The sequence below is a fragment of the Kitasatospora sp. NPDC051170 genome (assembly GCF_044455705.1).
Classification (GTDB): Bacteria; Actinomycetota; Actinomycetes; order Streptomycetales; family Streptomycetaceae; genus Kitasatospora.
In genome coordinates this window covers 146,687-158,176 of the sequence record NZ_JBITFA010000014.1, presented here as the reverse complement: position 1 = coordinate 158,176, position 11,490 = coordinate 146,687, and the positions used below count along the sequence as shown (strand labels likewise).

Sequence of the window (11,490 nt, the reverse complement as noted above, 5' to 3'; positions counted from 1 at the left end):
GCGGTGGGCTCCTGGCGGTGGTGAGGGCGGGGCGCGGAGGGGAGGAGGACGGGCCGTCAGGCCTGGCCCGAGGCGTCGTGGTCGGCGTCGTTGAGGATCTGCGTGGTGGCCTTGCCGCCCTGGCCGGCGCTGTCGAGGACCTCACTGACCCTGGAGAAGAGCTTGATGACGCCCTCGGTCGGCCTGTCGACGTTCTCGTGGTACTGCTTGCCGATCTCGTCGTTGCCGGCCGAGCTCTTGTTGTACCGGTTGATCTCGTCGGTCTTGCCCTTGATCAGCGTGATCAGGTCCGACATCTCGTGGAACTTGGCGAACTTGGACTCCAGGTCCGACAGGGCCTTCAGCTCCTCAGCCACGGAACTCCTCCTGGCGGTCGCGCTTGCGCCGCTCCTCGGCCGCCGCCTCGTCGGCGAAGCCGGGGCGCATCTGCCGCAAGGGCGCGAAGAGGTCGTCGAGTTCGGTTCCGCCGGACAGCGAGGCCCGCAGGCTCTCGCCGAGGCCCTTGAAGGAGCCCATCGTCTCGGTGATCCGGTCGCCGATGTCGGCCCGCGCGGTGTTCAGCAGGTCGGTGAGCAGCGAGGCGAGCGCGGCGGGGGCCATCGACCGGTAGCCGGTGGTGTGGAAGGTCATCGACACCACCTGGCCCTGGGCGCCGACCGTGACGGAGACCATGCGGTCCTTGGACGTCGCCGTGGCCGTCGCGTTCTGGAGCTCGCGGGCCGCCTCGGTCATCTTGGCCTGCTGCTCGGTGAGCCTGGTCATCGCCTGCTCGATCTGTTCGGCGTACGAGAACGCCATTCCCGCCTCCTCCGTGTCGGTCCCCGCGGTCACCCCGATGGCGTCGTCCCGGGCCCACGGGGGTCGGGCCCGGGACGCGCCGGTCTTCGGGGTCGTACGGTCCTCTCTACGGACGGGGCGGGCCGCCCGGTTCGACGGGCCCGCGATCAGCGGCCGATGACTCCCGTCACCGCGCCGGAGTCGGTGCCCCAGACCTCCTCGTCCTCGGCCAGCCAGGTGGTGCGCTGGCGCTCCTTCTCGCCCTGGCCCGCGCCACCGGCGCCGCCCGGGGGCGGCATCATCGGGGCGCCCGAGCCGCCGGTGGTGGAGATGCCGCGGCCCATCAGCGCCGCCTCCTCGGCGGCGGTGGCCGCGGCGGCCCGCCCGGCGGCCGCGTTGCGGGCCATCGCCGCCTCCTCGGCCATCGCGGCACTCGCCTTGGCCGCGATCGGCGACAACCGCCCGCCCGTGCCGATCGTGGGCACGCCGCCGGACACACCGCCGGTGGTGCGCACGCCCGCGCCGAAGCCCTCCCCGATGCCCTCGCCGATCCTCGGGAGCGCCGTCGTGCGGCCGGAGCCGAAGTCGCCGACGCCGCTCCAGTTGGAGCCCAGGCCGGGCAGGCCGCCGCTGCCGCCGGAGCCGGTGCCCAGGTGGCTCTCGATGGCGCGGCGCTGGTCGGAGATCATCTGGTCGAACGGTGAGACGGTGCGGCCGCCGGAGTCGCGGACGACGCCGTCCTTGTCGATGGTCGTGTCCTTGTCGAGCACGACCGTGTTGCCGTTGCCGTCCTTCATCAGCGTGCCGTCGGGGAGGGTGACGGTGCCGTCGGGGTTGCGCTTGGAGCCCGGCGGCACCTTGAACGCACCGCCCGGGATGATCGGGTCCGGCGGGCCGACCTTGGTGCCGGGCGGCACCTTCCGGGGCTTGCCGTTCGCATCCAGCAGCGGCTGGCCGTTCGGGCCGATCAGTTCGCCCTTGCCGTTGACCGTGGTGCCCGGCGGCACGTACATCGGCTTGCCGTCCTTGCCGAGGAGCGGCTTGCCGTCCTTGTCGAGGAGCGGCGACTGGCCCGCGGTGCCGAGGTTGAGGTTGCTGCCGGGGCCGCCGCTGCCGGTGTGGCTGCCGTTCTTGTTGGGATTGAGGTCGAGCTTGGGCGGGGGCGGCCCGCCGCTGCCGGTGTGGTTGCCGTTCTTGTCCTTGTTGTTCAGGTCCTTGAGGTCGGGGCCGCCCTTGCCTCCACCGCCCTGGCCGCCGCCACCGCCGCCGCCCTGGGTGTCCGGCGCCTTGGGCGGCGCGTCGACCGGGAGGATCATCCGCACGTCACCGAACTTGCCGAGCGGGCCGCCCGCGTAGCCGTAGGAGGTCGTCAGGTTCGCCTTCACCCTGATGGCCGCACTGTCCAGCGTCCAGGCGACCCAGAGGTTCCAGAGGGCCTTGGCCTGCTGCTCGATCTGCTGGAGGAAGGCCGAGTTGCTGCCGGCCACCGGTTGCACGCCGTCCCTCACCGACCAGGTGACGCTGCCGTAGTCGGAGCTGTCGGCGAGGGTCGGCACCAGGCCGTAGGTCATCATGCTGAAGGCGTAGTGGACGCAGTACCAGGGCCAGGACAGGGAGTCGTCCTTGAAGTGCTTGACCTCCCAGCCCGTGCCCCCGTCCAGGTTCCCGGACTTGTTGCGCCAGGTGTTGTAGCCGTCGTAGAGGCCGTACAGCGCGAAGTTCAGGCCGTCGCCACCGGACTTGAGGTGCGTCTCGACGCGGTGGTCGTCCCCGCCGAGCCGCTCACGCAGCTGGTCGAACTCGCTGCGCAGGCCGACCAGGACCTCCTTGAACCGGCCGGCCGCACTGCCCTGGAACTTGTCGCCGGCGCCGTCCACGTGGTCGGCCCAGCCCTGGACCTTCTTCTGGCACTCCGTGGCCCAGGTGTGGAGGTCGGCGATGTCCTGGGCCACGTCGGCGAAGCTCTGGATGCTCGTGGTGTCGTTCCCGCGACCGCCCCACAGCATCGGGCCGAGGATCTCGTCGGCCATGTGCTCGAAGCGGTACAGATTGGTGCGGACGTCCTTCGGGTCGCTCGGCGTCCAGGTCTCCCAGTGGAGCTTGCAGCCGATGATCGTCGAGACGGCCGGGTTGGTGCCCGGGTAGGTCCACTCCGTCCACACGACGAAGCCGTCCTTGTAGCCGTTGATCTGCCCCTGGGTACTGGTATAGACCTGGATGTCGCTGATCCACTGCTCGGCCAGGACGTCCTCGCGCTTCGCCACGTCGACCTGGTTCGAGGCGGCGAACGCCTTGATCATCTCCTCCCAGGGCTGGAGCGGCGTGGTGGCCGTCCCGGAGTTCTGGGGATCCTTGGTTTCTGCCATGGCTGCTTCCTGGTGCGAGGGGGGACTGGTCGAGGCGTGGGCGGCCGGGCCGGGTGGGTCCGCGGCCCGGCCGCCCTGCGGTCGGACGTTCGGCTAGCTCCCGGTCCCGCCGCCGCCGGTGCTTCCGCCGGTACCGGTGATTCCGCCGCCACCGGTGCTTCCGCCGCCGCCACCGTTGAGGACGTCGCTGAGGATCTGCATCATGTTGGCCTCGGTCCAGGCGCCGTGCTCACCCTCGCCCAGCCGGGTGTTCGCGTTCTGGAGGTCGACCACCACCTTGTCGATGGCGTCGTGGATGGTCCCCATCGAGGTCGTGAGGCTCGTGCGGTACGCGTTCAGCCTGTCCCGCAGGGTCTTGACCGGCGGGAACGAGTCGTTGCCGGGCAGCAGCGCGTGGTTGGTGATCGTCGCCGACTTGGTGCCCACCTCGTCCCTGAAGTTCTGCAGGTCCCCGACGAAGTCCTTGATTCCGTCGGGATCGACCTTGATCGTTCCCTCGCCCATGGGCGAACTCCTCCGCCATCGTGGCTAGTTGAACTGCTTCCGGCCGTCCTGGTCGGCCTGGATCATGGTGCTGTGCATGTGGCCGAGCCGACCCGCCGCGGCGACGATGTCGTCGTTCATCGCCTGGGCGTTCCTGCGCACCGCGTCCTGGAACGCCGTGAAGGCGCCGGCGGCGGCGCCCTGGAACTGCCCGCCCTCCGTCACCGCGGTCAGCCGGGCCATCAGCGCCTGGAGGCTGTCGCTCATCCCGCCGCCGGCCTGGGCCAGCTCGCTCTGCGCCTGCTCGATGCTCTCGTGGTGGAGCTGGATGCTCCCGAAGTTGTCCATGCCCATGGTGCGGCGATCCCTTCCCGTCGTACGCGCCGTCAGGCGCCCTGGAGTCCTTCGTAGATGCCGTCGGCGGCCTGGGCCCGGGCCTCGGCCTCGGCGTTGGTGATGATCTGGCTGGCGCCCTGGGTCGCCTCGACGAAGCGCTCGAAGGCGCCGATGACCTCGTGGTAGCGGCGCATCCAGTCGTCGATCTTCTCCTGGAAGGTCGAGCTGGCGCCGGAGATCCAGCCCGCCCCGACCTCTTCCTTGATCCGCTCGACCGTACGGCCGGCCGTGATCATGTCGTCGATCTGCTGCTGCAGATCGGTGAGGACCTTGCGGATCGCCTCATCCTGTTTCGTCAGCATGGCAGGCGTGCTCACCGGGTGCTCCCTTCCTCCGCGCGCCGGGCGCGCGCGGTTCCGAACGACTCAACGGGGCTGCCGGGACGGGTGGTTCAGTCGCAGGCCGACGGGGCCGGGGCGGTGGTGCCCTGGGCTCCGGGGCCGATCACCCCCACCGTGGGAGCACCTGCCCCGGAGCCCCCCGCCACCGGGGCCCCCGCCACGGCGCCGGCGGTCGCGGAGACGGCGGGCACGTCCGTCAGGGCCGCCGGGTCCAGGCTCGGCCCGGCCGGCAGCAGCGCCACCACGGCGGCGGGCACGGCCGCCGGCGTCACCCCGGCGTAGCCGAGCTGCTTGACCACCGCCGCCGAGGGCAGCGCGTAACGCACCCCGCCCTCGGTGACCAGGTACTGCGTCCCGCCGCCGCCCGCGCCCGACAGCGCCCGCACCAGCGCGCCCCGCCCGGGCCGTACGGCGATCCGGTCGGCCACCGCGCAGGCGCCGGGCGCCGCCGGGGCCGGGGCGCGGCCCACGTCCGCCGCGGCGGAGGGCAGCACGGTGACGGCCGTGGTCGGGGAGGCGGCGCCGGTGTGCAGGTCCGCGCAGACGCCCTCGCCGCGCAGCGGGGTCACCAGCTGCGGCGGCGACTGCGGCAGCCCGCCGCCCGGGGCCGCGCCCGGCGCGGAGTGCGCGGCCAGGTCCTCCGCGCCGATCCCGACGGGCGCGGGGGCGGCGCTGCCGTACGCCTCGCGCTGGGTGCGCCGGTCGCCGAGCAGCAGCCCGTACTGGGTGGCCGTCAGCGGGGCGAGGCCCTCGCGGGTGAGCACGTACCGGGCGCCGCCGGGGGCGTCGAAGAGCTGGCCGACCCGGGTCGGCTTCCCGGCGAGCGCCGGGCCCGGGTCGCCCCGGCCGGGGACGGCGGGCGCGGCGAGGTCCGGCCCGGCGGGCAGCGCGTTCAGCACCCCGGCCGGGACGGGGAACGGCGTCGCGCCGCCGTAACCCAGCGCCTGGAGCGCGCCGTTGACGGTGTCCACGCGCAGCCGCTGGCCCTGCCAGAGCAGGTGCACCGAGCCGTCCGGCAGTGCGACCAGCAGGCCCTGGCCGGGGGTCAGGGCCTTGCCCTCCTCCGCCGGATCCACCTGAAGCGCCAGCCGGGGCGCGGGGGCGCCCGTCGGACCGGGCTGGACGGTGCCGCACACCAGCCAGGTCCCGCCGCCCAGGTCACCGGCGGGCGGCAGCCCGTCCGGGGCGCCGGCGATCCCCACCGGCAGCCCGCGCGGGGCGTCGGCGATCGAGTCCCGGCTCACCGAACGGACCGTCAGCTGGTCGCCGGCCAGCAGCCTGGCACTGGTGTCGTTGAGCACCGGGTGCAACTGCCCGCCGATGGACAGGTAGCGGGCGCCGCTCTCCTCCACCACCAGCAGGGTGCCGGGCTTCTCCCAGCCGGAGTCGCCGCCGGGCTTGATCACCCCGTACACCGTCACGCCGAGCCCGATCAGCACCGCCACCGCCAGGCCCGTCACCGCACCCCGGGTGGTCCTGCCCGTCGGGGTGTCCGGCGCGTCGGGCTCCGCCCGCAGCATGCCGGAGGCCAGCCTGCTCATCACGAACAGGTGCGCCTGTACCTGGTCGCGTCGGGACTGCATCCACGTCCTCCCCGCATCGCCCACCGGGGCGCCGCCGATACCGCGCCCCCACCCCGGTCCTACGGGCGGCGGGGGCCGGGGAGTTCACCTGCTCCGGCCTGCCCTGGTGGCGCCGGTACGTGGCCTCGCTGGTCGGGGTGCCGCTGGCGCCGACACGCCGGACCAGCCGAAGCCGAGCACGACCGGTCGGACCGCTTCCCCGCCCCCGGCGCCCTGACGGCCGCTCAGCGCGGCATGGCCTCCAGCGCCGCGCGGGCGACGGCGGTGGCCTGCTCCCTGCACCCCTTCTCCGGGTGGGCCGGGCCGCCCAGGCCCACCCACAGGCGGAGGTTGCCGTCGCGGACGGCCAGGGAGCAGGTCTCGCCGTTGCCCGGCCGGTCCCAGAAGGACTCGTCGCCCGGGCCCGTCGCCCCGGCCACCTTGTCCTGCTCGGCCGCGTCGGCGAAGTCCTGCTTCTGGACGCGGGTCGCGTTCTCCGTCGCCCCGGCGCTGCGGCGCAGCTCCCAGCGGACGGTGGCGGAGGGGGTCTGCACGGTGCCGGTGTACCAGGTGCACTGGGTGTCGGCGGTCTCGGACTTCTCGTCGTACCTGTCCTCCTCCGCCCGGTGCTCCTCCTCCGGCAGCGGCAGCCGGGCGACGGTCTCCTCGCAGACGGGCGCCTTGAGGTACTTGTCGGCCACGACGGGCGCGTCCGTGCCGCCGCCGTCCGCCAGCAGGTACCCGCCGACGCCGAGCCCGGCCACGACCACGGCGACGGCCACGGCCGCCAGCGCCGCCCGGCGGCGCGTACGACGGGTCCGCCGGGGTGCGGGCGGCTCTCGGTCGACCAGGGTGGGCGGATCCGGAACTCGTACGGGCTCCGGCGCCGCCCCGAGGAGCGCGTCCACCGCCCTCTGCTGCTCGGCGATCCGCGCGTGGACGGCCGGCGGCCAGGCGAGCCGGGTCGGGGCGACGGGCCCGAGCAGTTCGAGCAGCCGCGCCGGGGTGGGCCGGGCGGCCGGGTCCTTGGCGAGGCAGGCGGCCAGCAGCGGGCGGGTGGCGGCCGGGACGTCGGCGAGGTCCGGCTCGGCGTGCACGACGTTGTACAGCGTCTGGAAGGTGGAGGTGCCCTCGAACGGGCTGCGGCCGCAGAGCGCCAGCGCCAGCAGGGAGCCGAGGGAGAACACGTCGCTCGCCGGGGTCAGCGCCCGGCCCTCGGCCTGCTCGGGGGACATGTAGGCGGGCGAGCCGATCACCCCGCCGGTGTGGGTGAGGTCGCCGTCGTCCCCGACGGCCCGGGCGATGCCGAAGTCGATCACCCGCACGCCGTCCTCGGCCAGGAGCACGTTCTCCGGCTTGAGGTCGCGGTGGATCAGCCCGACCCGGTGGATCTCGACGAGCGCCGTCGCCAGCCCCACCGCCAGCCGGTGGACGACCTCGGCCGGCAGCGCGCCCGCCGCCGACACGGCCGCGCCCAGCGAAGGCCCGACCACGAACACCGAGGCCAGCCAGGGGGTGGCAGCCTCGGTGTCGGCGTCCAGCACGGCCGCCGTGTACGCGCCGGAGACCCTCCGGGAGGCCCCGACCTCGCGCCGGAACCGGGCGCGGAAGCCGTCGTCGGCGGCGTAGCGCTCGTGCACCTGCTTGACGGCCGCCAGCCGTCCGTCCGGCGCCGCGCCGAGCAGCACCCGGCCCATGCCGCCACGGCCGAGCTCGCCCAGCACGCGGTACGGGCCGACCTCGGCGGGATCGCCCTCGCGCAGGGGCCGCATCAGGGAGCACCCGTCGTTTCCGGGGTGGGCGCGGGCGCGGGCGCGTGGCCGTCGCGGGAGACGGTGGCGGCGACCTGCACGGCGGACTCGCCCAGGCCCTTCGTCATCTCCTCGCAGTGCCCGCGCGGGTAGGTGCCGCCCTTGACCGCCACGAACACGCCGAGGTTGACGTCCCGCAGGTAGAGCACGCAGCTCTCCTCGCCCAGCTGCTTCGCGGGCAGCCAGAAGCCCTCCTCGGCGAAGTCGATGCCCGGGTCGCGTGTGCGGCCTCCCAGGTAGAGGCCCTCGTAGTGGTCCTTGGCCCGCTCGGCGCCGGTCTCGCCGCCGGGGGTGCTCGCGAAGACGTCCCAGACGATCTGTATCCGGTCGCCCGAACGGGAGGTCCACTCGCAGAAGTCGGTGGCGTGGCCGTCCGGGCTCGGCGGCCCCGGCGGGTTGCCCGCCGGGGCGGCGAACTCGCCGGGGGTGTCGACGGCGCGGGCGTCCTCGCAGGTCGGGGCGGTGGCCCGGTACCTGTCGGCGACCTGCGACAGCGGCGTGGTCCCGGGGGTCGGGACGGGCTCGGGGCGGAGGGAGTCCAGGCTGACGGCCCCGGTGGCGAGCAGCGTGCCGGCCACGGCGGCGAGCGCCGCGACGGAGGCGCCGGCTATGAGGGCGGCCCTGCGCGGCCGCCGCACGGGCTCGGGTGCGACCGGCTCCTTCATCGCCGTCACAGCGCCCATCAGTACCGCCAGCTCCGCCTCCTGCGCCGCCAGCAGCCCGTGCACCGCCTCCGGCCACGGCCGCGTCGAGGGCGCGATCCGGCCCACCGCCGCGAGCACCGCCTGCGGGGTCGGCCGCGCGGCCGGGTCCTTCGCCAGGCAGGCCAGGACGAGCGGGCGCAGCCCGTCCGGGACGCCGTCCACGTCCGGCTGCGCGTGCAGGACGTTGAACAGGACGCGCGGCAGCGACTCCCCCGTGAACGCCGGCCGCCCGGTCGCGGCCACCGCGAGGGTGGCGCCGAGCGCGAACACGTCGCCGGCGGGGGTCAGTTCGCGGCCCTCGACCTGCTCGGGCGCCATGTAGCCGGGCGAGCCGATCATCGCCCCGGTGCGGGTCAGCCTGGTGTCCTGGCCCTCGGCGGCGGCCCGGGCGATCCCGAAGTCGATCACCCGCACGCCGTCCGCCGCGAGCAGCACGTTCGAGGGCTTGAGGTCCCGGTGGATCAGCCCCGCCCGGTGCACGTCCACCAGCGCCTGCGCCAGCCCGGCCGCCAGCCTGCGGACCGACCCCTCCGGCAGGGCGCCCGCCGTACGCAGCGCCTCGCCCAGGGAGGGCCCGGCCACGAACTCGGAGGCCAGCCAGGGCGTCGCCGCGTCCGGATCGGCGGCGATCACGGCCGCCGTGTACGCCCCCGACACCCGCCGCGACGCCTCCACCTCCCGGCGGAACCGCGCCCGGAAACCCTCGTCCTCGGCCAGCTCGGCGTGCACCTGCTTCACGGCAGCCGCCCGCCCGTCCTGCGACACCCCCAGCAGGACCCGCCCCATCCCGCCACGGCCGAGCACCGCCAGCACCCGGAACGGCCCGATCCACTCCGGCCCGTCCGGCCCCAGCATCTCCACGTCGTCCCGCTTCCCCGTGCCCGTTGTGCGCACCGATGATACCGATGGTGCGTACGGGACCGGCCCCGATCCCGCCCCGGCGCCCGCCGCAGCCGCTACGGTGGTTGGCGACCGGCGGACAAGTCACCCCGCTCCCTGGGCACTTGAGCCGCAGCCCAGACCACCCCGGGGGACCTCGTGACCTACTTCGTCGAACTGCCCGTGACCGCCGGCCCGGACGCGCCCGAGACCGTACGCGTCGAGATCTCCCAGGTCGGCGAGGGCCTCGTCCAGGTCTCCCGCCCCGGCCAGGTCGTCGCCCGCGCCACCCGCTCCCTCGGCGACATGCTCGCCGGCATCCGGCCCATCGCCCAGAACTTCGTCGAAGGCTTCCAGGGCCTCGCCCACGCCCCCGACGAGATCAGCATCGAGTTCGGCCTCTCCCTCTCCGCCGAAGCGGACGTGGTCATCTCCAGCACCTCCGCCGAGGCCAACTTCAAGGTCTCCCTCACCTGGAACCACCGCCCGGACGCGGCGGAATAGGAAAACGTCAGGGCCGCATCAGCACCCTGTCAAAACCCGACCGGCACTCCGCCCGCCGGGTGCAGGGTGGGCGTGACCTGCACATCCGCAGGCCGTTCCGGAGGTGAGCCCGCATGTCCGTCTTCACCGCGTTCCACTCCCACGCCCCCGCGCCCGCCGTCGACCACCCCGGGCACCGCCTGCGCGCCGCGTTCGCCCGGATCGTCGAACGGCTCACCGCGAGCCCGCTCGACAACTCCGTCCTGCACGCCATGGGCGCCCCCCGCACCACCGCCCGGCCCGCCGGGCTGCACGCCCACTGGCACCCGGTCCGCCACCCCGACGGCACCACCGGGCTCGAGGCCGACTGGCACACCGGGCAGTAAATCCGTTCCCACGGCAGCGGCCGGGGCGGGACCATGCGGTATGGAGTTTCTCGCCTACCACCGCGACCGCCCCGGCTCGATGCCGCTGCGCGACGCCCTGATCGAGGCCCACTGGTCCTACATGGACGGCTTCGCCGAGCAGCTGATCGCCCGCGGCCCGACCTTCGACGAGGCCACCGAGGCCTGCACCGGAAGCGTCCACATCGTCGACCTGCCCGACCCGGCCGCCGCCCGCGCGTTCGCCTTCGACGAGCCCAACTACCAGGCCGGCGCCTACCGGGACGTCCTCCTGCGCCGCTGGCGGAACACCCTCGGCCGCACCATGTGGGACCACCCCGGCCTCCTCACCGAGGAAGCCCCCCGCACCCTCGTCCTCGCCTTCGGCGAAGGCGCCCCCGCCGACCTCACCCCACCCCCCACCCACACCCCCCACCTCATCGCCTACGGCCCCCTCCTCGCCGACGACGGCACCACCTGGCTCGGCACCGCCGCCATCCTCGACACCCCCACCCCCACCACCGCCCACACCCTCCTCACCCCCACCGCCTACGCCACCATCGAAACCCACCCCTGGGCCCCCGGCGGCCGCCGCTGAAACCCCAACCGGCCCGGCCCCCGACACTCGGGGGCCGGGCCGGAATCACCATCATCCCGATCGGGTACTACCAACTCTGCTTCGACCAGTCACCGCGAGGACGATAGGCACGGCCGTCACCAACCTGCTTCATCCCTCCAGGAACAACATCCCCGTGATATGGGTACTGTTCCGTCACCGCCGACAGCAGAAACTCCAGAAAGCCCCCCTCGAACAAGTCCCACTCCCGCATCGAGTCGAACTTGGCAGCGACTGGCCACTGGTCCGGGTCAGGGCCCCGCATAAGCCAGAAAAAGTGGTCGGAGTTCCAGTTGTTACCCCACTTCAGAAGCCCGCCCTCAGCTGGGAAAAGCGGATACGGGCATTCGTCGTAGTCGCCATCCCCGAACGCCTGAGCCAGCATGGCGCAGTATCCATGGGGATCCGTCGTGTAGTACAGGAATCCCGCATAGCCGAGCGGCTGCCCTACCTGGGGGCTAGGCACTTTCGACGGTGCGTAGACGTGCAGTTCGTCGCTGATGCTGACCATCCCGTACCGATCGATGAACGCCCGGTAGTCCACAGGCAATTGGAACCCGACCTCCTCCAGCCCGCGCTCCCAGGGCACCGGGACCACCCCACCCTCCGGCGGCGGCCCGATCACCGCGCCGAGTCGGTCCAGCGTCTCTTCGATCGTCACATCCGTCTCCCATCGGCCACCCGTTTCC

At 73.6% G+C, this 11,490-nt stretch carries 13 protein-coding genes; 3 read left to right on the top strand and 10 right to left on the bottom strand.

The features are described 5' to 3' along the window. Positions 1-56: 56 nt before the first annotated feature. The 9 genes from ACIBCA_RS27340 to ACIBCA_RS27300 all read right to left on the bottom strand — a co-directional run bounded on the left by ACIBCA_RS27340 (position 57) and on the right by ACIBCA_RS27300 (position 9,295). Positions 57-356 carry a hypothetical protein gene (locus ACIBCA_RS27340; protein WP_396285658.1) on the bottom strand — a complete coding sequence of 100 codons (300 nt, stop codon included), beginning with the start codon at positions 354-356 and terminating at the stop codon, positions 57-59. Next, on the bottom strand, positions 349-798 hold the full coding sequence (locus ACIBCA_RS27335; protein ID WP_051836981.1) for a YbaB/EbfC family nucleoid-associated protein: 450 nt from the start codon (positions 796-798) through the stop codon (positions 349-351). Before ACIBCA_RS27335 ends, ACIBCA_RS27340 begins: the two co-directional genes overlap by 8 nt. A 146-nt stretch (positions 799-944) precedes the next feature. Next, on the bottom strand, positions 945-3,143 hold the full coding sequence (locus ACIBCA_RS27330; protein WP_396285657.1) for a hypothetical protein: 2,199 nt from the start codon (positions 3,141-3,143) through the stop codon (positions 945-947). Between the two features lie 93 nt (positions 3,144-3,236). After that, positions 3,237-3,647, bottom strand: a complete 411-nt coding sequence (locus tag ACIBCA_RS27325; RefSeq protein ID WP_396285656.1) for a hypothetical protein — start codon at positions 3,645-3,647, stop codon at positions 3,237-3,239. Positions 3,648-3,671: 24 nt separating this feature from the next. Next, positions 3,672-3,980 carry a WXG100 family type VII secretion target gene (locus ACIBCA_RS27320; protein ID WP_396285655.1) on the bottom strand — a complete coding sequence of 103 codons (309 nt, stop codon included), beginning with the start codon at positions 3,978-3,980 and terminating at the stop codon, positions 3,672-3,674. A gap of 32 nt (positions 3,981-4,012) precedes the next feature. Further along, positions 4,013-4,339 carry a hypothetical protein gene (locus ACIBCA_RS27315; RefSeq protein WP_396285654.1) on the bottom strand — a complete coding sequence of 109 codons (327 nt, stop codon included), beginning with the start codon at positions 4,337-4,339 and terminating at the stop codon, positions 4,013-4,015. 74 nt (positions 4,340-4,413) lie between these two features. After that, positions 4,414-5,946 (bottom strand): type VII secretion protein EccB, encoded by a 1,533-nt coding sequence (gene eccB, locus ACIBCA_RS27310; RefSeq protein WP_396285653.1) that lies wholly within the window; start codon positions 5,944-5,946, stop codon positions 4,414-4,416. Positions 5,947-6,170: 224 nt separating this feature from the next. After that, on the bottom strand, positions 6,171-7,697 hold the full coding sequence (locus ACIBCA_RS27305) for a serine/threonine-protein kinase (RefSeq protein ID WP_396285652.1): 1,527 nt from the start codon (positions 7,695-7,697) through the stop codon (positions 6,171-6,173). Next, on the bottom strand, positions 7,697-9,295 hold the full coding sequence (locus ACIBCA_RS27300) for a serine/threonine-protein kinase (RefSeq protein WP_396285730.1): 1,599 nt from the start codon (positions 9,293-9,295) through the stop codon (positions 7,697-7,699). The genes ACIBCA_RS27305 and ACIBCA_RS27300 overlap by 1 nt, the downstream gene beginning before the upstream one ends. Positions 9,296-9,478: 183 nt before the next feature. On the opposite strand from ACIBCA_RS27300, the gene ACIBCA_RS27295 reads away from it, so the two are divergent. The 3 genes from ACIBCA_RS27295 to ACIBCA_RS27285 all read left to right on the top strand — a co-directional run bounded on the left by ACIBCA_RS27295 (position 9,479) and on the right by ACIBCA_RS27285 (position 10,783). Continuing rightward, positions 9,479-9,823 carry a CU044_2847 family protein gene (locus ACIBCA_RS27295; protein WP_396285651.1) on the top strand — a complete coding sequence of 115 codons (345 nt, stop codon included), beginning with the start codon at positions 9,479-9,481 and terminating at the stop codon, positions 9,821-9,823. A gap of 113 nt (positions 9,824-9,936) precedes the next feature. After that, a complete protein-coding gene (locus ACIBCA_RS27290; protein ID WP_396285650.1) occupies positions 9,937-10,188 on the top strand; it encodes a hypothetical protein in 252 nt (83 codons plus the stop codon). 40 nt (positions 10,189-10,228) lie between these two features. Continuing rightward, entirely contained in the window at positions 10,229-10,783 is a 555-nt protein-coding gene (locus ACIBCA_RS27285; protein ID WP_396285649.1) for a YciI family protein, read from the top strand. Positions 10,784-10,850: 67 nt separating this feature from the next. Here ACIBCA_RS27285 and ACIBCA_RS27280 read toward each other — a convergent pair whose 3' ends face one another. After that, positions 10,851-11,462, bottom strand: a complete 612-nt coding sequence (locus ACIBCA_RS27280; RefSeq protein WP_396285648.1) for a hypothetical protein — start codon at positions 11,460-11,462, stop codon at positions 10,851-10,853. Positions 11,463-11,490: the final 28 nt, after the last annotated feature.

Coding starts and splice junctions, on each gene's coding strand:
- ACIBCA_RS27335 (WP_051836981.1), bottom strand. CDS start 798: ATGGCGTTCTCGTACGCCGAACAGATCGAGCAGGCGATGACCAGGCTC.
- ACIBCA_RS27330 (WP_396285657.1), bottom strand. CDS start 3,143: ATGGCAGAAACCAAGGATCCCCAGAACTCCGGGACGGCCACCACGCCG.
- ACIBCA_RS27325 (WP_396285656.1), bottom strand. CDS start 3,647: ATGGGCGAGGGAACGATCAAGGTCGATCCCGACGGAATCAAGGACTTC.
- ACIBCA_RS27320 (WP_396285655.1), bottom strand. CDS start 3,980: ATGGGCATGGACAACTTCGGGAGCATCCAGCTCCACCACGAGAGCATC.
- eccB (WP_396285653.1), bottom strand. CDS start 5,946: ATGCAGTCCCGACGCGACCAGGTACAGGCGCACCTGTTCGTGATGAGC.
- ACIBCA_RS27305 (WP_396285652.1), bottom strand. CDS start 7,697: ATGCGGCCCCTGCGCGAGGGCGATCCCGCCGAGGTCGGCCCGTACCGC.
- ACIBCA_RS27300 (WP_396285730.1), bottom strand. CDS start 9,295: ATGCTGGGGCCGGACGGGCCGGAGTGGATCGGGCCGTTCCGGGTGCTG.
- ACIBCA_RS27290 (WP_396285650.1), top strand. CDS start 9,937: ATGTCCGTCTTCACCGCGTTCCACTCCCACGCCCCCGCGCCCGCCGTC.
- ACIBCA_RS27285 (WP_396285649.1), top strand. CDS start 10,229: ATGGAGTTTCTCGCCTACCACCGCGACCGCCCCGGCTCGATGCCGCTG.